Origin of the sequence: Dolichospermum circinale AWQC310F, assembly GCF_000426925.1 — a bacterium.
GTDB classification, from domain to species: domain Bacteria; phylum Cyanobacteriota; class Cyanobacteriia; order Cyanobacteriales; family Nostocaceae; genus Dolichospermum; species Dolichospermum circinale.
Window position 1 is genome coordinate 1 of sequence record NZ_KE384693.1, and the last position, 20,752, is coordinate 20,752.

A 20,752-nucleotide genomic window follows, 5' to 3' on the forward strand; every position below is an offset into this window, starting at 1 on the left:
AGGGAACAGGGAACAGGGAACAGGGAACAGGGAACAGGGAACAGGGAACAGGGAACAGGGAACAGGGAAAAATTAATCAACCTTTGCCTTTTCCCACTAACAACTGACAACCGACAACCGACAACTCCATCCAGAAATATATTTTTATTGCCTGTAAAGTGGTAAAATACCAGATTGTGACTTTTTATGAAAATCCGGTAAAAGGAGAAAGATATGCAAAGGACATTGGGAGGCACTTGCCGCAAGAGAAAAAGAACCTCTGGATTTCGGGCAAGAATGCGGACACCAGACGGCAGAAATGTGATTAGCGCCAGAAGAAGAAAAGGAAGGCACCGGTTGAGCGTGTAAGGTAAATTCAGCAATAATAACCGCTGTGGCTTTACCTAAAGCATATCGTCTCAAATCCCGTCAGGATTTTCAGGCGGTTTTCCGGGAAGGAATTCGGCGGCATAGTTCTCATTTTACACTGAGGGCTTTAAAACCTTCTTGGGATACTGCCCCTCCTGCCACGAAAATTGGTATTGCCATTAGTACAAAAGTTAGTAAACGCGCCGTTGTTCGCAACAAAATCAAAAGACAAATTACAGCAGCATTATATCAATTGTTGCCGAAATTAGTCCCAGGATGGCGGTTAGTATTAATTGTCAAACCAATAACAGCAGAATCTGAACCCCAAACCCATAAATTTCTGCGAGAATTAGAGGAGTTATTGGCACAAACTGAGGTACTAAATGGGCATTCGTGAAGAAGTTTATTATGAAGGTGGTCCCCACATTGGGGATTTGATTCTTAACCTACTCATTGGGCTGACAGTGGTGGGTATTCCTTTGGCTGTGGGGGCAATAGTCAGGGCTATATGGTTACGGTTTCGCATTACAGACCGTAGGATTTGTGTAACTGGTGGTTGGATGGGACGCGATCGCTCTGATGTTATTTACTCAGAAATTGTTAAAGTTGTCAAAGTTCCCCGTGCTATCGGCCTATGGGGAGATATGGCAATTACCCTCAAGAATGGTACTCTAATCGAAATGCGGGCTATTCCTAACTTCCGGGAAGTATATGACTACGTTAACGAAAAAGTTGCAGCTAAAAATCCCCAATATAGCAGCGGTAAATAAGTCATTCGTGCTAAGTTTCACCTCTTTGTATACTTAGCACGACTTCTACAAAATGATTTTATAATGTACGGCTATCCCTAGCTTTTCCAGAGCGGAATAGTCGCAGCAATGCTTAACAAAAACCTCTACAATATAGAGCAAAAGCTTGGGAGAAAACCGCCTCCATTTAACTCTATTTAGAGGATAGGCTTAACCAAGCATCCCACTCCCGCGCGGGGTGGGAGTGTCAAAGTACCGCAGGTTTAATTCAGAATAATGGATTTTGGTATCGGGTTTCTCTCGAACAACGTGATGTTGCCCATCATAGACCTTTTCTATGGTGTTTTCCCTAGTTATGGCTTGGCAATAGTAGCCTTAACATTGATTATCCGCTTTGCACTCTATCCCCTGAGTGCCGGTTCCATTCGCAGTATGCGACGAATGCGAGTTGTGCAGCCTGTGATGCAAAAGCGTATGGCAGAAATCAAAGAACGCTATAAAGATGATCAGCAAAAGCAACAAGAGGAAATGCTCAAGGTCCAAAGTGAATTTGGTAATCCCTTAGCAGGATGTTTACCTCTATTGTTGCAGATGCCAGTATTATTAGCATTGTTTGCCACTTTGCGAGGTTCACCTTTTTCTGGTGTTAACTACTCCGTTAACCTGCAAATCTTCCCTCAAGAACAAATTGAGCGCATTCAACCCCAAGCATTTGCTACTCCCCCACAAAATATCTACATTGCTGACGGTGAACATATTCCCATTTCTGCTATCTTACCGGGGGGTGATAAGTTAACAGTGGGAGAAAAAACTAAGATTCAGTATCAAACCTTAGAAGGTAAACCATTTGATTTACTCTTAAAGGAACATCCAGAATCTCAGTTGACACCTACCTGGAAAGTCACCAAAGGCGCGGAAAGGGTGAAAATTGATGCCGAAGGCAATATAGAGGCTCTAGAACCCGGAGACGTGACCATTCAAGCCACAATTCCCGGACTAGCAGCAGACAAAGGATTTCTCTTTATTGATGCTTTAGGTAGAGTGGGCGCTATTGATCCCGATAATACAGTTCATTGGGATATTGTGGCCATGATTGTCTTCTTTGGTATCAGTCTTTATGTCAGCCAAATGCTCTCTGGACAAAATTCCAGCGGTGGCAACCCTCAACAAGATACAGTCAATAAAATTACTCCTGTGATCTTTTCTGGAATGTTCTTATTTTTTCCCCTACCGGCTGGGGTACTTATGTATATGGTAATTGGTAATGTTTTCCAAACTATCCAAACCTATATCCTCTCCCGTGAACCTTTACCAGAAGAAATCCAAAAAATCGTAGACTTACAGGCAAAAGAAGCACAAACCATTGAAGTAAAAGCGTTGCCATTTGAACCCAAAAGTTCTAAGAAAAAGGCTAATGGTTGATTATGAGCGACATTTCTATGCAAAATAGTGAAGACTGGTTACAAAATTTGCTACTTCTCATGGGTTTATCTACTCAAGTACGGGCTAATTTAGAAACTAACCCATCTTCTGAGCAAGATACACCCACAGGAGAAAGCTACTGGTTAACAATAGATCAAACCAATTTAACATCAGAACAAATTCGGATTTTAATTGGTGCTGGTGGTTCGGTGCTAGATAGCATTCAGTATCTCGCAAATTCCGTTCTTAATTTGAACCAACCAGAAGACAATCATACCGCTTACACCGTGGAATTAAATGGTTATCGTGTGAGACGAGAAGCCGAAATCCGCACTTTAGCAGAAACCGCTGCCGCAGAAGTCCGCTTTTCAGGAAGAGAAGTAGAACTTCAATCTCTCAGCGCTACTGAACGCCGACAAATTCACACATTATTGCAGGATTGTCCTGATTTAGAAACCTTCAGCCGTGGTAAAGAACCTCACCGTCATTTAGTTGTTCGTCAAGCAGTTACACCATAATTAGGTAGTAGGGAACAGGGAACAGGGAACAGGGAACAGGGAACAGACAAGAATATTACCCATTACCTATTACCAATTACCCATTACCCATTACCCATTACCTATTACCCATTACCCATTACCTATTACCCATGCTCAATTTTCAGGGTATTTCACAAATCCTATGGACGCTATTTTCATTCCGCAGCTAAGTAAAGCCCCGGAGCGGACAGAGGAAATTCAAGTTCAAGAGTTTCTGCCTGGTTTGGAAACATTAACACCCGTGCGGGGAATTATCCAAGTTAAACATCAGGGTAATTATTTAGAAGTTTCATCTCAGGCAGAAACAATTATTACTTGTACCTGCAACCGCTGTTTGCAGCAGTATAACCATCGTCTGGTTCTTGATACTCAGGAAGTCATTTGGTTAGATGAAACCGCTAATCAAACGGAAGATTTTCCTTTAGAAATGGAAGTTGCTGTAGAGGATTTACTGGAAACTTTAGCACCTGATGGTCACTTTGATCCCGGTGAATGGCTATATCAGCAGATGTGTTTAGCATTACCTCAGCGTCAATTATGTGACCTTAATTGTCCGGGTATTTTGAATACTGCTGTTTCTGAAAAACCCATTGATAGCCGTTGGGCTTCATTAAATGCTTTGAAAAAACAACTTCCAGATAATTAGTAAATTTACTGTTTGGTGCGTTATGGCTTAATTCTTTATGGCTCGGTAAAATCCGTGAACACTCTCTCAAACTCCTCAAAGATTTTTTATCTTTGTGGAGTTTTTAATTACAGAAAAATGAACCACGAAGAAGCGAAGAGCGCGAAGGGAAGAGGGTTTTACAGAGATTTTTCGTAAGTCCTGGACTATTGACATTGAACTCTCATTTTGAAAGAATATGTTTATTCTTAGAAAAGCCTGCCAGCAAATTTATGAACAGCAATTTTGACAATAAAACTTATAGTCAATTACTAGCTGAAATCGCTCCTCAAGTAATTGAAACAGAGGAAGAGTATGAGCGTCTTTTAAAAGTTGCAGAATTTCTAACTTTTAAAAAAAATCTTACTCCAGAGGAGCGAGCTTTAGATAAATTGATTGTCAGACTAATTGAAGATTATGAGGAAGAAAATTATCCAATTGAAACAGAGGAAGAGTATGAGCGTCTTTTAAAAGTTGCAGAATTTCTAACTTTTAAAAAAAATCTTACTCCAGAGGAGCGAGCTTTAGATAAATTGATTATCAGACTAATTGAAGATTATGAGGAAGAAAATTATCCAATGAATGAATCTACACCTCATGAAATATTGCTACATATCATGGAATCTAGCGGCATTCGTCAAGCTGACTTAGTACGTATTCTAGGTTCTAGCAGCGGTGTAGTTTCAGAGGTTGTCAACGGTAAACGTTCAATTAGTAAAGCACAAGCAAAAGCCTTGGGAGAATATTTTAAAGTTTCTCCTAGTTTATTTATTTAGAGTTGGATTTTCTTGATTTTTATTGATGTTTTTTTTGTCTGAATCAGATATGGCTACGCGACGCTACACCATCATACAAATTGATTAATTCTTTGCCAAACACTTTCCAATAAATTAGAATTATTCATATCAAAATATTCAAGATTAGGAGATTGTCTAAACCAAGTCCGTTGACGTTTGGCAAATTGTCTGGTATGTAAAATAATTAATTCTTTGGCTGCATCTAAAGAAATTTCACCAGCTAAATATTGCTTTATTTCTTGATATCCTAAAGTATTTAATAAGGGTAAATCAATACCATATTTTTGACAAAGATATTCAACTTCAGCAACTAAACCATCTGCTATCATTTGTTCAGTTCGTTTACTAATCCTCACATCTAAGTGTTCTGCATCAGCATCTAAACAAATTTGTAAAATTGGATAATCTGGTGGATTTTCTCCTTGTTGTTCAGAAATAGGAATACCAGTTGTATAATAAACTTCCAAAGCTCTTAAAGTCCGCACCAAATCGTTAGCGTGAATTTTTTGGGCAGCAATGGGGTCAACTTGTTGTAATATGGGGTAAAGTTGGATTTGACCAAGGGGTTCTAATTGCGATCGCAATTCCGGCTGTGGCGCAACTCTGGGAATTTTCATTCCTTGAACAATGGAACGAATATATAAACCTGTTCCACCCACTAACAACAGTGTTTCAACTCCCAAACTAGCAATTAAAGCTTGTGCTTGTTGTTGATAATCTGCTAATGTCATGATTTCAGTTGGTTCACAAATATCTATTAAGTAATGAGAAACTAATTTTTTTTCAACTACATTTGGCTTGGCTGTACCAATATCAAACTCACGATATACTTGACGAGAATCAGCACTGAGAATTACAGAATTTAATCTTTGTGCTAAACTCAAGGCTAAACTAGATTTACCCGTGGCCGTAGCCCCACAAATTACAATTAATTTAGTCATTAGTCATTGGTTAGGTGTTCGTTGTCACTGGTCAGTAGGAAGAAAAACGCAAAATCAGAAATTTTCTCCCCAATTATCATCAGGGTTACAACCCTTATGTAAACTTCTCATAAAATTGCGCTACAGACGGCAGGAAGGCTTTTATGTTATAATGTTGGGGTGATTTGACTTTTTTCGCATTTTAGCAATTTTAACCCCAAGCATCAGGAGAATTTTCATGACGAGCAGTTACAGCGCCGATCAGATTCAGGTTCTGGAAGGTCTGGAAGCCGTCCGCAAACGACCAGGGATGTACATCGGTACTACGGGTCCGCGAGGACTTCACCATTTAGTTTACGAGGTAGTTGACAACTCTGTAGATGAAGCTTTGGCGGGTTACTGTACCCATGTTGAAGTGGATATCAATGCTGATGGTTCTGTGACGGTGACAGATGATGGTCGGGGTATTCCTACGGATATTCACCCAAAAACAGGGAAATCAGCTTTAGAAACTGTGTTAACTGTTCTCCACGCAGGTGGTAAGTTCGGTGGCGGTGGCTACAAAGTATCTGGCGGTTTACACGGTGTGGGAATCTCTGTGGTGAACGCTTTATCTGAGTTTGTAGAAGTCACGGTTTGGCGTGATCACAAGATACATACTCAACGATATGAACGCAGTTTCCCCGTTACTGAATTGGTAGCAAAGCCTTACAAAGAAGATCGAACGGGAACTTCTATCACCTTTAAGCCAGATACACAAATTTTTACTACTAGCATAGAATTTGATTACATTACTTTATCTGGACGCTTACGTGAGTTGGCGTATCTTAATGCCGGTGTAAAAATTACTTTTACAGATCATCGCTTAGAAATTATTAAAAGCGATACCCCTAAAATAGAAACTTACGAGTACAGAGGTGGTATTAAGGAATATATCGCCTACATGAATCGTGATAAGCAGCCTCTCCATGAAGAAATTATCTATGTTCAAGGGGAACGCAACAATGTCCAGGTAGAAGTGTCTTTACAATGGTGTACTGATGCTTATACGGATAATGTCCTGGGTTTTGCTAATAATATTCGCACTATTGATGGTGGTACGCACTTAGAAGGTTTAAAGGCAGTTTTAACTCGCACATTAAATGCTACCGCTCGCAAACGCAATAAAATTAAAGAGAATGAATCTAATCTCAGTGGTGAACACGTCCGCGAAGGTTTAACTGCTGTCATTTCTGTGAAAGTCCCTGATCCTGAATTTGAAGGACAAACTAAAACTAAACTGGGAAATACGGAAGTTCGCGGTATTGTTGATTCTTTTGTCGGTGAAGTCCTCACGGAGTATCTCGATTTTCACCCCGCTATAGCTGATGCTATTCTCGATAAAGCTATCCAAGCGTTTAAAGCTGCTGAAGCTGCTCGACACGCACGGGAATTAGTCCGTCGGAAATCAGTATTAGAATCTTCGCCTCTACCTGGTAAGTTAGCAGATTGTAGCTCTCGTGATCCGGCTGAATCTGAAATATATATCGTAGAAGGTGATTCAGCGGGTGGAAGTGCGAAGCAAGGACGCGATCGCCGCACCCAAGCAATTCTCCCTCTGCGTGGTAAAATCCTCAATATCGAAAAAACTGATGATGCCAAAATCTATAAAAATAATGAAATTCAAGCTTTAATTACAGCCCTGGGTTTAGGAGTTAAAGGTGAAGAATTTAACCCCTCACAATTACGATATCATCATGTAGTATTAATGACTGATGCTGACGTAGATGGGGCGCACATCCGCACCCTGTTATTAACTTTCTTTTACCGCTATCAACGGGCGTTAATTGAACAAGGTTTCATTTACATTGCTTGTCCGCCACTGTATAAAGTAGAGCGTGGTAAAAATTACCAATATTGTTACAGCGAACGGGAATTACAACAACATCTAGGTACTCTTCCTAGTAATGCTAATTATACCATTCAGCGGTTTAAAGGGTTGGGGGAAATGATGCCTGAACAACTGTGGACAACGACTATGAACCCAGAAACCCGCACTCTCAAACGAGTGGAAATTGAAGACGCAGCCGAAGCAGATCGAATTTTTACCATTTTAATGGGTGATCGGGTCGCGCCTAGACGGGAGTTTATTGAGACTTATGGATCTAAACTGAATATGACAGATTTAGACATTTAAGGAATCGAAACAGAGGTAATGGGTAATTACCCCTGTTCCCCAAAATTTTTCCCGAAAAATTATAAATTTTCCCCACAAAGGCATAAAGCATTTGCTATGCTTAGATAGCTTGACTAGATATTATTATCTGCAAAGCAAAAATTGATAAGTATACACAAGACTTTTCCGTTCAGAGATGACAGCCACTTGCTTAAAATCAGAAGTATTCACAAGGATAATTAACACACCTGAAATTAGCTAAAAATATCATTAGGCAACTTTAGTAACAATATTATGTATCATCTGATGAAAATATCGTTGTATACAATAAGAACAGTTTGTCAAGTTGCACAGGGTAGAAATCTCAACTCTGCGCTAATGTGTGAATAAGGCTGAATTGAGTCGAATCTCAGTTCATCTCTCACAGTCCTAAAATACCCGAGAATCTTAACTCCTTAGTTTAGGTTTTTGGTATAGCACATACAGAGGTTAGCACCTGAAAACAAACAACAGTCATTAACAGACGGTGGTACAATTAGTTTAAGTAAAACTAATACCTGTAAACAAGTACCCGCCATCGGGTTTAGTTGAAACAGGACATAAACACAAATTGTTTACATCAGAACAATTTGCATAGGTTTTATAGAACAGCAATTGTTCCTAACTTTTAATTTAATGACAATCCCACTGTCAAACCAACAAGTTTTCGATAAGATTAATGGTGTTACTACCATTTTTAATGTCTTTTTGATAAAGGTAGCTTGATCTGACTTTCAGGAGTTCATAAATAATGCACAAAAAAAGCGCATTTTTTGTGAAACAGGCTACAATCAAAACGGTATTTACAGTTAAATCTGCCAAAGGTCATACAATTGTGTCCGCATCAGGAAGCTTTTTGAAGAAAGATGAACCTAGTTTGATAGATTCAGTTAATCGAAAGTGATATCTAGCGTCGTCATGTATGACCATGGGGAAAGTGAGCAAGTCACATTACAAATGACATTGCCACTGTACAAGCCTGATTAAAACAGGGAAAACAACAAACACCGAAAATATTTGAGGGTGAACAGCCAAAACCCAATTTTCGGTTCAGAGATTACTTGATGCCAAAAGTAATCAAAATGTCTTGAGTAACTGATTCTGCAAGGAGCATGAGGAACGCGGCATGAACCAGGCTAACAACGTACTCGATAATATTTATCAGCCTGACCTAGAAATGATAAATCCGCCTGAGATCGAATTACAAGAACTCTTAATAGAAGAAGAGGACTTATTGCTGGCTGATGATGGCGAAATTGATGATTTTTTAGATCCTCAGTCTGATGAGGACGACACCAAGTCTGGAAAAGCCGCTAAATCGCGTCCTCGGGCACAAACCAAGAAAAAGCAATACACCGAAGATTCCATTCGTCTGTACTTGCAAGAGATTGGGAGAATTCGTCTATTACGCGCAGATGAAGAAATTGAACTGGCGCGGAAAATAGCTGAACTACTGGTGCTAGAAGATGCTTACAAGAGTTTGTATGAAAAACTAGAACGGATACCAGAACCAGAAGAATGGGCAGGAGAAGTAAAATTATCATTACCAGCCCTGCGCTCTAGACTCCACATAGGGAGAAGGGCTAAGGAGAAAATGGTACAATCGAACCTGCGGCTGGTGGTTTCCATTGCCAAGAAATACATGAACCGCGGCTTGTCCTTCCAAGACTTGATTCAAGAAGGTAGTTTGGGGTTAATTCGTGCGGCTGAAAAGTTTGATCACGAAAAAGGCTATAAGTTTTCTACCTACGCTACATGGTGGATACGTCAAGCAATTACAAGGGCGATCGCAGACCAGTCCCGCACTATCCGTCTACCGGTTCATCTCTACGAAACCATTTCCCGGATTAAGAAGACTACCAAACTCCTGTCCCAAGAAATGGGGCGCAAACCCACGGAAGAAGAAATTGCCACTCGCATGGAAATGACCATCGAAAAACTGCGGTTTATTGCCAAATCTGCCCAGTTACCAATTTCTCTGGAAACACCCATAGGTAAAGAAGAAGACTCCCGTTTAGGTGATTTTATTGAGTCAGAAGGTGAAACCCCCGAAGACCAAGTTTCTAAAAACTTGCTGCGGGAAGACCTAGAAAAAGTCCTAGATAGTCTCGGACCTCGTGAACGGGACGTTCTCCGATTACGCTATGGTTTAGACGATGGCCGCATGAAAACCCTAGAAGAAATCGGCCAGATTTTTAACGTCACCCGCGAACGTATTCGCCAAATCGAAGCTAAAGCACTCCGTAAATTACGTCACCCTAATCGTAACAGCGTACTAAAAGAGTATATTCGTTAATGAGTAGGGGCGGGTTTAACTGATTAACTTTTTAAACCCGCCCCTACTATTAACTACATCTTACCTTGCTGCATCACCTCTTGGAGATGCTGGCGAATTTCGTGTGCTTGTTCAATTTCTGACTGGCGTAATTTTTGGAACAGTTCTACACAAGGTGTAGAATTAGCCTCTTTTGCGTCTTTGATATAATTTTCATAAGCTTGAACGGCTACTGCTTTATTATGCAGTACGCTGATAAAATCATACTCTAAGTTACTAATGGGTTCTTGAGTTTTGGTTTTACTCATTTTTTTACTCCGTTAGTTGTTTAATTAATTTCTACTTATTCCTCCAGAATTATTCATCTGTCTAAAAGCTGAGTTAGTCCTATAACTTTTTGGTGTAAACCCTACCTTACCTACTTAAATTTTGGGCTTTTCGTAACAACTCCTCGGAACTTTTCACCCACTGTAAATTACCTTGAATATTACAGCCTTTTCCGCTGAAGATGAGGTACAAAGTTGAATCATGAAACTCTTGTGGTGCGGGCATCTTGCCCGCTAAATATGTACCTCATAACACCGGGAAGTGCTGTATATAAGTCTCTAGCGTATTGCAAGACTTGGACAGCTTCTTTGTACTGCTTTAATCCCATAAAAACCAACCCCGCACCATAATAAGCATTAGCATAATTAAAGTTCCCCGCAGCGGATTTTCTAAAGGCTGCTAAAGCTTCATTTAATTTACCCTGATTAAATAAAATTGTTCCCATACTATAATGGGCTTCTGCATATTTAGGATTGATTTTAATTGCTTCACTAAAAGCTGCCTTCGCTTGCTCAGTTTTCTCCTGTTGCAAATAACAGATACCTAAATGATAACCTGGTTCAGGCGCGTTTTGACTAATTAATTTGGCTTTTGCAAAAGAAGCGATCGCACTTTCCCAATTTTTCTCCTCTTTCCTGATTAATCCCATATTATAATGGGCAAAACCCAAATTGGAATTTAATTCTAAAGCCATACTTAAATAATAATAAGAAATTGATTATCCCAAAAATAGGATATTTAATTAATGGTAATTGCATGGATTTGGTTTGATTTCGCGCAAAGTACACACAACAGCAAAGACGGAAAGGAAGATTAGAAAAAATCAATGTTTAGTAAAAAATCTTGATTTAAACTTTCATCTGGAGTGATTGGAGAATTTACAGGAAAGGTATCAAGTGATAATCCTGTTTCTAAGGATGCTTGTTTTCTTGCATCTTGATAACATTCGTTAAACACTTCAAAGAAGTATTTTTTTAAACTAGGACTTTCAGTTAAGTCTTCTTTCAATCTGCGTCTATGTTCAAAAATTGTAGATAACCAACTATTACTGCATTTTTCTGACTGATATTTATATTTGAGAAGGTGCATCAATAGCACTAGTAAATTACTTTTTAATGCTCTTTTTTCACTTCTTCCCATGCTTTCGATTTCTTCAATCAAATTGGCTAAATCAATTTCGGCAAAGTTACCATCTTTTAATTGTTTTGCTGTCGTCTTTATCCACAAATAAAAATCTTCATTATAAAGATTTGAATTAGTAGTAGTTTGAGTTGTTCTCATTTACTAGAAATCTCCTCAAATAAATTAAATAAATTTAGGACTTACGCACGAGTCACGGAATAACCAACCACTCCAAGCACCGAGGTCATGGATAAATTGGAGTTAGGGAGAGATATTTTGTGTAATTCCTGAGCTTGTCAGGTTTTGGGGTATGATTTTTAGTTAGTACTATAATAATTAAAGGACTTCACAATCACAATGATTATATCATAATTGCACATTGGCTTTTATAAATAGAAAATTGGTTATTTTCGTAATCTTCAACGCGGAACTAAGCAGTTTTAAATTCTCTCAATGGTTATTTGGTGTTAGATTTCCTTGGGTCAACCCAACCTACTTCATCATCATTACCAAAAGACACACAAGGACTATCAATTTCTACCGCTGGAGTAAATGAACTGCAAAAATTTACGGTAGCACAATTAACATCTAACTCATCAGGGTGAGTACACTGTAATTTAATATAAAAAGCACAGTCTTGACAAATAGTTTTATATAACATTGGCTGCAAGTCAATGACGGGACTTCATGGTTAATAATCCTTAAGTTGAGATAAAACCCACTACTTTGTATATTTTGTAGTGGGCGATCACAGTAATAAACAATGTCCTTCTTATTATCTGTTATTTTCGTAACAAAATTAATTCCTGAATGTAATTATTGCATTAATATCTTGCATTGATCGTCATTTAACTACAAATCAGTAGTTAAGAACCTAGACTTTACTAACTTATGTTGTCTTTATTAGTTTATTGATTTAAGCTATTTTTAGTACGTAAAATAAATAGCCTACATAAATAATTGGCTTTTATCCCATACCTGACATTAAATAAGCGTGAGTGCAAAACGTCTGCCAGAAACTACTGCCCATGTTAGAATTATCCGCCAATCTTGGCAACAGGGCTTTCTTGAAGGTGAAGTCAGCGCTGGTAATTTTCAATGGCATTTCCAGTGGCATTTTCGTCGGGGGGAACTTTCTGTAAAGCCTTCCCAAGGTCGTGCTTTAATTAAAGAACCTCTAGGACGGTTTTTAGAACAACAAGATTATCAATTAGAACCTGGGGGAGATTATGCTTTTACAATTCGGGCTGAACTTTAAATTATTTATTAGTTAATTGGTTTAGGTATCTTTCAATCAGAAGGACTGCCACAATATCATCTATTGCCCTGGGAGGTTGACGCATTCCTTTGGGTAATAGTTTAATTATACCTTGGGGTGGATACATCTGCCAATAGCGATCGCGTGCTTCTAAGGTAGAATAACGTTCATCAACTAAAATGATATTTGTTGGTTTATTTAATTCTTGATTAAGTTGCTGTTTCCACTTTTTAGCTGTTGTTTGATCTCCCATTACTATTAATGATACAGGAAATTTTTGCAATTGTACTTCAATATTAGCGATCGCCTCTTCTGCTAATATCACTTGATGATAATACAGTTGTCTATCTAATCCCATTACCGCAATACCACATTTATCACGACCAGGATCAAATCCTAAAACTACAGGTTGTGTATTAGTCATTGGATACATTATTTTTAATTCTTTGTTATTATCATTTGTTATTGTAAGTCAATCATTTGCTATTGTAAGTCAATCATTTGTTATTGTAAATTAATTTAGTAATTGTGTAAAGTTTTGCTTTGTTATTGGTTTATGTTAAATTGATTTTTGATTATTCACGTAGTGAAAAGAATTTGTCCATTTAATAAAGCCACTAATTTTATTCTTAATGGACCAATAGTATAAGTATCCTCTGCGGCTACGGCTTTAACTTCTACCTCTTGCTCTGTTTGCTGTAATTGAGTAACAAAGCGAACAAAAGTCCCTTCTACTTCTACAGCTTCAACAATTCCCGCATTTCGAGCGCGAAATTGAGAAGCAGAAACTAGTAAATCTAGACGTTGACGCAACTGGTCAGATGTCATATTAATTAAATCGGCTGTAGTTGTAGCCAGTACCTCACCTGATGAAAATACTAATTGATTTCGAGCTGCATCTGCAAAAAATTCGATTTGCTTTTCACCTCTAACGTAATTACCTGCCGAAAAGATTCGTACTACATATTCTCGACCATCTTTAATTTGTGCAATTAATTGATCAACTTGATTTTTAGTCACACGCAGTATTTCTGTATTTGTAGATTTAGCGCCAGGTTCAGTTAATTGAATATTGGCATTGCGGTTAGCTTCCTGTAAAATTTGGATAATTGCCTGAGTTGCCATAATAGGTTTATCAACAGTAATTAACCCTGCCACTATCACTTGACCCCTAACTAAACCTAATTTACCCAACCGGAGATCACGGTAAGACTGATAATATTTTTCTAATCTAGCTACTTCTTGTTCTAAAAATTTTTGTTGTTTTTCCAATTCTTGTAAACGAGATTCTCTTATCAGAATAATTTCTTCTCGTTGTTTAATTTGTAGATTGCGGTTTTGAATCAGCTTATCTAATTTAGTAATTTTGCGATCGCGTTTTTCAATAGCCGTCTTTGCCTCATCAATAGCTTGCTTACTTTGAGCATACAATCTTTCCCGTTCTGACTTTAATTCTTGCACTGCACTTTGTAACGTCAGGCGCTGATTGTAAAGAGTTTGTAATTCAGTTTTAGCTTGTTGATATTGAACCACAATTTTACCGAGACGAGATTGAGTTTCATAAAGTCGTACTTGAGTTTTAGCTTGTTGGTTAAGGGTACGATTCAACTGAGATTGTGTAGCTTTTTGTTTAGTATTTGCCGCTCGCAAATATTTATTGATAGTTTGTAATTCTTGTTGTACCTGACTTCGTTCTTGTCTGCTTTGATTTAACTCACGTTCTACCTGACCTTTTTGAGTTTCTGCGGTTTTTAGTTGTTCCCGCTTCTGTCCCAAATCCCTTTGAATATCCTCCAACTCAAATAAACCCTTTCGTAATCCTTCATCAGCAGCAAATAGAATTGCTAAAGTGGTGGCAGAAATCAGACCACCCGTAAAAATAGTCACAATTACAGCCGTTTTTTTGGGACGCAAATTGAAGAGTGAGAGACGTGCCTTACCAACCCGTGTGCCGATGCGATCGCCCACGGTGGCAATTACGCCTCCCAGGATAAGAATTGCTACAATTAGGATGTAACCAGTGGTCATTGTTAGCTAGTGAAATACTGACCAATCTAGCCTACTACGTTCAACCATTGTCTGTGGATAAATAATCAATTTGTGGGGGTAATTTTGGAATTGGTTGCCCCTAATATCTGAAAATCCGTACCAATTCCATTACCTAACCAAAAAATTTTAGATTTTAGATTTTAGATTGGGAATTTTCGGTACAAGCCTCGCCCCTTCGGAGCAGAACTAATCCAATGTTTCGCTAATCTAAAATCCTCAAGCTCCACACTTGAGGATGGAGTCAATCCAAAATCGTCAATCCAAAATCCAAAATCTATTGACCTTACCCCATAAATTATAAATTTTAAGTAAATTGCTTACTTAAAGCGACAGGTTTATGCACAGTAATCTTCTTTTTATGAATGGAAATCATTTTTTTCTCGCGTAAATCTCCCAGGAGTCTAGTCACAGTAACGCGAGTCGAACCAATTGCTTCAGCGATCGCCTGATGTGATAACTTCAGATCAATGGTAATACCATCAGCAGAAGGAACGCCAAAATCACGACAAAGAATCAGTAAAAAACTAATTAACCGTGAACCCATGTCGCGGTGAGCCAGAGTTTCAATCATCATCTCCGTCTGGAGAATCCGCGAAGACAGCCCTCGCAGCATTAACATTGATAATTCTGGATTTTCCTTGAGTGACTGCTCCACTTGTTCAATTGGCGCTGAAAGCAATTCTACAGTGGTAAATGCCACTGCATGATAGAATCGATCAGACTTATTACCCGTCAATAGAGACAGCACGCCAAAAACGCTATTTTCCCTCAGCAGAGCCACCGTTATTTCTTCTCCTGCCTCATACACCCTCGACAGTTTCACCGCACCCTTGAGAAGAAAATAAACTCGTTCAGCAGGATCTCCCGGAAAAAAAATCGTCTTATTGCGTTCAAACGTCTCGACAACCGGGGGAAAAGCCCCAGTGGCCATCTGACGAAAAACATTTGCTAGGGCTTTGTCTTGTGTCACGATCATCTCCCTTCCCCTACCCAATGCCAGAAAAACAAAAACTAATTACCTAAGAATACACCTGAAAAATCAATAAAGCACCGTTATTTTTTTTGTTTTTCCTATACCCAAATTCATATTTTCTAGTTCTTCGTTGATTATGATACATAATTTTGGTTCAGGTTAGCTAGTAATTATTGATAAGTAGTTCTGCTAGTTATCGTCTCTGGGTTTTGCCCCAAAGCTGGGAAATTTCTTGAGAAAATTTACAAATATGCTTATGATTTGCTAGGTACTTACTGCCTACTCTTTGCCAATTTTAGAAAATTTCTAGCCGCACAAAGTTAAACTAGGGTCAGATTCTAGTATGCTCCTAATGATGAATTATATTAGCAAAGTTTATGCTGAATCTGTCTGGAAAAAATGCCCTAGTTACAGGTATTGCCAATAACCGTTCTATCGCTTGGGGAATTGCCCAGCAACTGCACAAAGCGGGGGCTAATTTAGGTATTACCTATTTGCCTGATGACAAGGGTAAAATGGAAAAAAAAGTGGCTGAATTGGTAGAACCGCTCAACCCTAGTTTGTTTCTGCCCTGCAATGTCGAAAATGACGAGCAAATTCAATCTACTTTTGCAACTATCCGGCAAGAATGGGGAAAATTAGATATTCTAGTCCATTGTTTGGCTTTTGCCAAAAAGGAAGATTTGACCGGCGGTTTTAGCCAAACTTCCCGTTCTGGTTTCAATACGGCTTTAGAAGTTAGCACTTATTCTCTTGTACAGTTGAGCGGCGCTGCTAAACCTTTGATGACTCAAGGCGGAAGTATTATTACTCTTACATATTTGGGAGCAGTTAGAGCAATTCCTAATTATAATGTTATGGGTGTGGCTAAAGCAGGTTTAGAAGCTAGTGTTCGTTATTTAGCAGCCGAATTTGGTTCTGAAAATATTCGTGTTAATGGCATTTCGGCAGGTCCTATTCGCACTTTAGCATCCTCCGCAGTCGGTGGTATCCTAGATATGATTCATCACGTTGAAGAAGTAGCCCCGCTCCGTCGCACTGTCACTCAGTTGGAAGTAGGTAATACAGCCGCTTTTTTGTGTAGTGATTTGGCAAGCGGTATTACTGGACAAATCCTGTATGTAGATGCAGGATATGAAATTATGGGAATGTAAGAACAGGAGCAGGGGCAGGGATAATATTTATTGCCCCTATTACCCATTACCTATTGCAACTAACAAATAACAACTGACCACTGACAAATAACAACCGACAACTGACAACCGACAAATGACAACCGACAACAAACAAACACCTCGTATAGCCTCACTTCACCGTACTACTGGTGAAACTAATATTTACGTGACTATCAACCTTGATGGTACAGGTATATGTAAAGTATCTACAGGTATTCCCTTTTTAGATCATATGCTCCATCAAATCGCCTCCCATGGGTTATTTGACCTGGATATTCAAGCTCAAGGTGATTGGGAAATTGATGATCATCACACTAATGAAGATGTGGGAATTACTCTAGGACAAGCCTTATTTCAAGCTTTAGGAAATAAAAAAGGAATTGTCCGTTTCGGTAATTTTACTGCTCCTTTAGATGAAGCCTTGGTACAAGTGTCCTTAGATTTCTCCGGTAGACCTCATCTCAGTTATGGTTTAGTAATTCCTACCCAACGGGTGGGGACCTATGATACACAATTGGTGCGAGAGTTTTTTGTGGCCTTGGTAAATCATAGCCAAATGACCTTACATATTCGTCAATTAGATGGTATTAATTCCCATCATATTATTGAAGCTACTTTTAAAGCCTTTGCTAGAGCTATGCGAATAGCAGCGGAAATTGATCCACGTCGAGCAGAAACCATTCCTAGTTCCAAAGGTGTATTATAAAAATAATGGCCGATATCGGTTAATATGCAGATACTTCTCAATAATCAGTAATTGGTAATTTCACGTCCATGAATTTTGTTGCAGACAACCCCGATTTTCGACAAAATCCCCTAGAGAAACAACCTGTAGTTCTGACTTGTGAATTACGAAAGGTATATCGCACGGGATTTTGGCTCAATCAAAAAGTTGTATCCCTTAAAAGCTGTTCTTTACAAGTGTATCCTGGAGAGACCTTTGGCTTGCTCGGTCCCAATGGTGCGGGTAAAACCACTTTGTTAAAATTGTTGTTGGGAATTATCCGCCCCACATCTGGAAGGGGATTATTATTAGGTCAACCTATAGGTGATGTTAAAGTTAAACAACATATTGGCTACCTCCCGGAAAATCCCTATTTATACGACTACCTCAGTGGTTGGGAATTTTTAGAGTTATCAGCGGGTTTATTTCAAATTCCCCAAAAATTACAACGTCAACGTATTCCCCAATTACTGGAATTAGTCGGTTTATCCCAAGCTGATGCTCGTAAAAAGCAAATGCGGCGTTATTCTAAAGGTATGCTTCAGCGTGTCGGTATGGCACAAGCTTTAATTAATGATCCTGATTTGGTTTTCTTAGATGAACCTATGTCTGGACTTGATCCCCTGGGACGTTATCAAATGCGAGAAATTATTCTTTTTTTGAAAGCATCTGGTAAAACCATATTTTTTAATAGTCATTTGTTGAATGAAGTGGAAAAAATTTGTGACCGTGTGGCTATTCTTGCTCAAGGAGAATTAATCTGTTCCGGTTCTCTCAATCAACTTTTGGGTGAAAATAACACATATCATATTAAAGGCCAAGGAGGAGATAGAGAAATCTTGAAAAAATGGATAGCTAGTTTAGAATTTGGTGTGGATGATTCTTGGCAGGGTATACTCCAAAAAGATGATGATGATTTTCTATCTAGTTTGAGTTTAATGGGAGGAAAAATCATGAGCATGAACCTATCACGTCAATCTCTAGAAGAGTTTTTCATTCAGCAAATTCAAAACCGAAATCATGCCCATAATTGATTTAATCAGATTATCAACTATTGTGAATAAATTAGTGATTAAGATAACTAACATTGGCAAATATTCATGGATAAATCAACCCTAAGTGGTAATTTTATTTTTGACAAGACTGCTATATTAACAAGTTAATCTGTTGTAACACGGTAGATTTAAGGATGCTTGAAAAGTCTAAATTCATATTTAAATTTATATTTGTCGAAGACTTTGAAAATATCATCTGAGGTAAAAGTTAAACCAGGTAAAACCGCAGGTAAGTGTCTAGAGATATCTAAAAAATCTATGGGGAGAAGTGAAAAATATAGAATCAAAAATTATTGTAGAAATTGAAAATTAAATTGTGTAAATAAATTGAGAGGGTAATTAACTTCATGGAAAATATAAAACTCATATCCCAAAGTAATAAATTACAACTATTTATGTCCGGAAAACTAAAGATTTATGGGAAAATAAAATTGTTGAGCCACCGCGATGTTTAAGTGTAATCAACGTTAAAATGTTTCAGAATAACTGCAAATATCTTTATCTCCAAGTCTCAGGTAAGTATGCTTAATAAAAATTTGTGTAAATTCCTCACCCATTCGACTATGAGTTTAGCATTGTTAACAACGGTCAACATCGCTTTACCATCTGTGAGTATGGCACAGAAGCAGCCAGCAAAATCAACATCTAGTATAGTTACAGATTACTTATTAGGAGGTGGTGATCTCATCCGTGTAAATGTATTTGAAGTTCCAGAATATACAGGTGAATATCAAATTCCTCCTGGTGGTGCAATTAATATGCCTTTAATTGGTAGTGTACCGGTTTCTGGCTTAACCACTGAACAGGCCTCTGATACCATTGCTAAAAGATATTCTCGCTTTCTCAAACGTCCCCTGATTTCCGTTAACTTATTATCACCTCGTCCCATAAATGTGTTTGTAGCTGGAGAGGTAACCAGACCGGGAGCTTACACCCTGAGCTTACAAGGGGGAGCAGGAAATAACCCCGGTGTACAATACCCAACGGTATTAGCTGCCCTAACTATAGCTCAAGGTGTGACATTAGCAGCAGACGTGACTCAAGTGCAATTAAGGCGCAAAGTAGGGCGTGCTGGGGAGCAGACGGTTTCCCTAAATTTAAAGGAATTGACTCAAACAGGGCGAATATCCCAGGAAATTACCTTACGAGACGGAGATACCATTATTGTTCCCACTGCTACTAGCCTAAATGTGGCTGAAGCTCGGAATCTCTTTGCGGCTAACTTTGCTGCTAGTCAAACTTCACCCCGCACAGTGGTGGTAATTGGTCAGGTTTACCGTCCTGGTTCTTATCTTGTCACCGCTGGAAATGCGGGTGGAGCAGAGGGTGGTGGTGCTGGTGGTGGTTTACCCACTGTGATGCGGAGTTTACAACTAGCTGGAGGAATTACGTCCCTTGCAGATGTACGGAAGATTAAATTACGCCGTCCTACTCGCATTGGTACGGAACAAACTATAGATATCAACCTCTGGCAATTACTGCAAAGCGGTGATATCAATCAAGACATTGTGGTACAAGATGGAGATACAATTGTCATTCCTACAGCTATGGACATTAGTGCGGCTGAAGCTACGCAATTGGCCACCACTACTTTGTCGCCAAATACCATTGAAGTGGGTGTAGTGGGTGAAGTTAAAAGACCGGGAGCAGTAAAATTACAACCCAATAGCTCTTTAAATCAGGCATTATTAGCTGCTGGTGGTTTCAATGATAGTAGAGCCAGTAAAGGAAGTATAGAACTAATTCGACTCAATGCCAATGGTACAGTTACTAAACGTCCAATTAAAGTGGATTTATCTAAAGGAATTAATGAAGAAACTAATCCGATCCTGCGTAATAATGATGTTGTCGTAGTTGATCGCAACGTTTTAGCTAAAACAGGTGATAGAGTTAATACTGTAGCTGGTCCTCTAGGCACTATCTTGGGGATTATCAGACTATTCACTACTGGATTTTAGGTTATTTAGAGGATGTTTGTAAAGTCTGAATTATATCATGTCCGGTTGAACACTTATCATATCTGTTGATGCTGGTAATGGGTAATTGGTAATTGGGAAAAGGCAATACAATGATGAACTATACAGCACTTACTGGTGTTATGAGGTACATATTTAGCGGGCAAGATGCCCGCACCACAAGAGTTTCATGATTCAACTTTGTA

21 protein-coding genes and 1 pseudogene are annotated in these 20,752 nt (G+C 38.8%); 14 read left to right on the forward strand and 8 right to left on the reverse strand.

The genetic code is table 11. From position 1 onward, the window contains the following. Positions 1 to 213 precede the first annotated feature (213 nt). The 7 genes from rpmH to ACIR310F_RS0114805 all read left to right on the forward strand — a co-directional run bounded on the left by rpmH (position 214) and on the right by ACIR310F_RS0114805 (position 4,498). Positions 214 to 348, forward strand: coding sequence for a 50S ribosomal protein L34 (gene rpmH, locus ACIR310F_RS24410; protein ID WP_015209090.1), 135 nt, complete (start codon positions 214 to 216; stop codon positions 346 to 348). Between the two features lie 25 nt (positions 349 to 373). After that, entirely contained in the window at positions 374 to 745 is a 372-nt protein-coding gene (rnpA, locus tag ACIR310F_RS0114780; RefSeq protein ID WP_028084489.1) for a ribonuclease P protein component, read from the forward strand. Continuing rightward, a complete protein-coding gene (locus ACIR310F_RS0114785; protein ID WP_028084490.1) occupies positions 732 to 1,118 on the forward strand; it encodes a PH domain-containing protein in 387 nt (128 codons plus the stop codon). Before rnpA ends, ACIR310F_RS0114785 begins: the two co-directional genes overlap by 14 nt. 255 nt (positions 1,119 to 1,373) lie before the next feature. After that, positions 1,374 to 2,519 carry a membrane protein insertase YidC gene (yidC, locus tag ACIR310F_RS0114790; RefSeq protein WP_028084491.1) on the forward strand — a complete coding sequence of 382 codons (1,146 nt, stop codon included), beginning with the start codon at positions 1,374 to 1,376 and terminating at the stop codon, positions 2,517 to 2,519. Between the two features lie 2 nt (positions 2,520 to 2,521). Further along, complete coding sequence (locus ACIR310F_RS0114795; protein ID WP_028084492.1) at positions 2,522 to 3,037, forward strand: Jag family protein; 516 nt, start codon at positions 2,522 to 2,524, stop codon at positions 3,035 to 3,037. A 163-nt stretch (positions 3,038 to 3,200) separates the two neighbouring features. Continuing rightward, complete coding sequence (locus ACIR310F_RS0114800) at positions 3,201 to 3,704, forward strand: YceD family protein (protein ID WP_028084493.1); 504 nt, start codon at positions 3,201 to 3,203, stop codon at positions 3,702 to 3,704. 410 nt (positions 3,705 to 4,114) lie between these two features. Beyond that, on the forward strand, positions 4,115 to 4,498 hold the full coding sequence (locus ACIR310F_RS0114805; RefSeq protein WP_071604836.1) for a helix-turn-helix domain-containing protein: 384 nt from the start codon (positions 4,115 to 4,117) through the stop codon (positions 4,496 to 4,498). 71 nt (positions 4,499 to 4,569) lie between these two features. On the opposite strand, the gene miaA is transcribed toward ACIR310F_RS0114805, so the two are convergent. Further along, positions 4,570 to 5,460, reverse strand: a complete 891-nt coding sequence (gene miaA / locus ACIR310F_RS0114810) for a tRNA (adenosine(37)-N6)-dimethylallyltransferase MiaA (protein WP_028084495.1) — start codon at positions 5,458 to 5,460, stop codon at positions 4,570 to 4,572. A 217-nt stretch (positions 5,461 to 5,677) separates the two neighbouring features. Between miaA and gyrB the strand changes: the two genes are divergently transcribed. Together gyrB and rpoD are read left to right on the forward strand one after the other, a co-directional pair. After that, positions 5,678 to 7,615 (forward strand): DNA topoisomerase (ATP-hydrolyzing) subunit B, encoded by a 1,938-nt coding sequence (gene gyrB, locus ACIR310F_RS0114815; RefSeq protein WP_028084496.1) that lies wholly within the window; start codon positions 5,678 to 5,680, stop codon positions 7,613 to 7,615. Positions 7,616 to 8,759: 1,144 nt separating this feature from the next. Further along, positions 8,760 to 9,929: an RNA polymerase sigma factor RpoD gene (gene rpoD, locus ACIR310F_RS0114825; protein ID WP_028084497.1), complete on the forward strand. Its 1,170-nt coding sequence runs from the start codon at positions 8,760 to 8,762 to the stop codon at positions 9,927 to 9,929. A 53-nt stretch (positions 9,930 to 9,982) separates the two neighbouring features. Here the strand turns inward: rpoD and ACIR310F_RS0114830 are convergent, their stop codons facing one another. The 4 genes and pseudogenes from ACIR310F_RS0114830 to ACIR310F_RS22680 form a co-directional block, all read right to left on the reverse strand. Further along, positions 9,983 to 10,216, reverse strand: a complete 234-nt coding sequence (locus tag ACIR310F_RS0114830; RefSeq protein WP_028084498.1) for a hypothetical protein — start codon at positions 10,214 to 10,216, stop codon at positions 9,983 to 9,985. A 218-nt stretch (positions 10,217 to 10,434) separates the two neighbouring features. Next, positions 10,435 to 10,938 (reverse strand): annotated as a pseudogene (locus tag ACIR310F_RS22675) (tetratricopeptide repeat protein); the annotation flags it as partial. A gap of 110 nt (positions 10,939 to 11,048) precedes the next feature. Beyond that, complete coding sequence (locus tag ACIR310F_RS0114840; protein ID WP_028084499.1) at positions 11,049 to 11,516, reverse strand: DUF29 domain-containing protein; 468 nt, start codon at positions 11,514 to 11,516, stop codon at positions 11,049 to 11,051. A 298-nt stretch (positions 11,517 to 11,814) separates the two neighbouring features. Further along, positions 11,815 to 12,018 (reverse strand): hypothetical protein, encoded by a 204-nt coding sequence (locus tag ACIR310F_RS22680; protein ID WP_035368098.1) that lies wholly within the window; start codon positions 12,016 to 12,018, stop codon positions 11,815 to 11,817. A gap of 333 nt (positions 12,019 to 12,351) precedes the next feature. Between ACIR310F_RS22680 and ACIR310F_RS0114850 the strand changes: the two genes are divergently transcribed. Further along, positions 12,352 to 12,615: a DUF3146 family protein gene (locus tag ACIR310F_RS0114850; RefSeq protein WP_028084500.1), complete on the forward strand. Its 264-nt coding sequence runs from the start codon at positions 12,352 to 12,354 to the stop codon at positions 12,613 to 12,615. Between the two features lies 1 nt (position 12,616). Here the strand turns inward: ACIR310F_RS0114850 and ACIR310F_RS0114855 are convergent, their stop codons facing one another. From ACIR310F_RS0114855 to ntcA, 3 genes are all read right to left on the reverse strand, one after another. Next, positions 12,617 to 13,039 carry a pre-16S rRNA-processing nuclease YqgF gene (locus tag ACIR310F_RS0114855; protein ID WP_028084501.1) on the reverse strand — a complete coding sequence of 141 codons (423 nt, stop codon included), beginning with the start codon at positions 13,037 to 13,039 and terminating at the stop codon, positions 12,617 to 12,619. 155 nt (positions 13,040 to 13,194) lie between these two features. Next, positions 13,195 to 14,643 (reverse strand): DUF3084 domain-containing protein, encoded by a 1,449-nt coding sequence (locus ACIR310F_RS0114860; protein ID WP_028084502.1) that lies wholly within the window; start codon positions 14,641 to 14,643, stop codon positions 13,195 to 13,197. Between the two features lie 325 nt (positions 14,644 to 14,968). Continuing rightward, on the reverse strand, positions 14,969 to 15,640 hold the full coding sequence (ntcA, locus tag ACIR310F_RS0114865) for a global nitrogen regulator NtcA (RefSeq protein ID WP_028084503.1): 672 nt from the start codon (positions 15,638 to 15,640) through the stop codon (positions 14,969 to 14,971). Positions 15,641 to 16,014: 374 nt separating this feature from the next. Here ntcA and fabI point away from each other — a divergent pair, with 374 nt between their 5' ends. The 4 genes from fabI (at position 16,015) to ACIR310F_RS0114885 (ending at position 20,549) form a co-directional block, all read left to right on the forward strand. Beyond that, on the forward strand, positions 16,015 to 16,791 hold the full coding sequence (fabI, locus tag ACIR310F_RS0114870) for an enoyl-ACP reductase FabI (RefSeq protein WP_028084504.1): 777 nt from the start codon (positions 16,015 to 16,017) through the stop codon (positions 16,789 to 16,791). Positions 16,792 to 16,906: 115 nt separating this feature from the next. After that, the gene (gene hisB / locus ACIR310F_RS0114875; RefSeq protein ID WP_028084505.1) at positions 16,907 to 17,518 is read left to right on the forward strand and encodes an imidazoleglycerol-phosphate dehydratase HisB; all 612 of its coding nucleotides are present in this window, start codon (positions 16,907 to 16,909) and stop codon (positions 17,516 to 17,518) included. Positions 17,519 to 17,586: 68 nt separating this feature from the next. Beyond that, entirely contained in the window at positions 17,587 to 18,570 is a 984-nt protein-coding gene (locus tag ACIR310F_RS0114880; RefSeq protein ID WP_028084506.1) for an ABC transporter ATP-binding protein, read from the forward strand. Positions 18,571 to 19,112: 542 nt separating this feature from the next. After that, the gene (locus tag ACIR310F_RS0114885; protein ID WP_028084507.1) at positions 19,113 to 20,549 is read left to right on the forward strand and encodes a polysaccharide biosynthesis/export family protein; all 1,437 of its coding nucleotides are present in this window, start codon (positions 19,113 to 19,115) and stop codon (positions 20,547 to 20,549) included. Positions 20,550 to 20,752 lie beyond the last annotated feature (203 nt).

Coding starts and splice junctions, on each gene's coding strand:
- ACIR310F_RS0114885 (WP_028084507.1), top strand. CDS start 19,113: ATGCTTAATAAAAATTTGTGTAAATTCCTCACCCATTCGACTATGAGT.
- gyrB (WP_028084496.1), top strand. CDS start 5,678: ATGACGAGCAGTTACAGCGCCGATCAGATTCAGGTTCTGGAAGGTCTG.
- rpoD (WP_028084497.1), top strand. CDS start 8,760: ATGAACCAGGCTAACAACGTACTCGATAATATTTATCAGCCTGACCTA.
- ACIR310F_RS22680 (WP_035368098.1), bottom strand. CDS start 12,018: ATGTTATATAAAACTATTTGTCAAGACTGTGCTTTTTATATTAAATTA.
- ACIR310F_RS0114860 (WP_028084502.1), bottom strand. CDS start 14,643: ATGACCACTGGTTACATCCTAATTGTAGCAATTCTTATCCTGGGAGGC.
- ACIR310F_RS0114855 (WP_028084501.1), bottom strand. CDS start 13,039: ATGACTAATACACAACCTGTAGTTTTAGGATTTGATCCTGGTCGTGAT.
- ACIR310F_RS0114880 (WP_028084506.1), top strand. CDS start 17,587: ATGAATTTTGTTGCAGACAACCCCGATTTTCGACAAAATCCCCTAGAG.
- ntcA (WP_028084503.1), bottom strand. CDS start 15,640: ATGATCGTGACACAAGACAAAGCCCTAGCAAATGTTTTTCGTCAGATG.
- ACIR310F_RS0114840 (WP_028084499.1), bottom strand. CDS start 11,516: ATGAGAACAACTCAAACTACTACTAATTCAAATCTTTATAATGAAGAT.
- ACIR310F_RS0114785 (WP_028084490.1), top strand. CDS start 732: ATGGGCATTCGTGAAGAAGTTTATTATGAAGGTGGTCCCCACATTGGG.
- ACIR310F_RS0114830 (WP_028084498.1), bottom strand. CDS start 10,216: ATGAGTAAAACCAAAACTCAAGAACCCATTAGTAACTTAGAGTATGAT.
- rpmH (WP_015209090.1), top strand. CDS start 214: ATGCAAAGGACATTGGGAGGCACTTGCCGCAAGAGAAAAAGAACCTCT.
- yidC (WP_028084491.1), top strand. CDS start 1,374: ATGGATTTTGGTATCGGGTTTCTCTCGAACAACGTGATGTTGCCCATC.
- ACIR310F_RS0114800 (WP_028084493.1), top strand. CDS start 3,201: ATGGACGCTATTTTCATTCCGCAGCTAAGTAAAGCCCCGGAGCGGACA.
- fabI (WP_028084504.1), top strand. CDS start 16,015: ATGCTGAATCTGTCTGGAAAAAATGCCCTAGTTACAGGTATTGCCAAT.
- hisB (WP_028084505.1), top strand. CDS start 16,907: ATGACAACCGACAACAAACAAACACCTCGTATAGCCTCACTTCACCGT.
- ACIR310F_RS0114795 (WP_028084492.1), top strand. CDS start 2,522: ATGAGCGACATTTCTATGCAAAATAGTGAAGACTGGTTACAAAATTTG.
- miaA (WP_028084495.1), bottom strand. CDS start 5,460: ATGACTAAATTAATTGTAATTTGTGGGGCTACGGCCACGGGTAAATCT.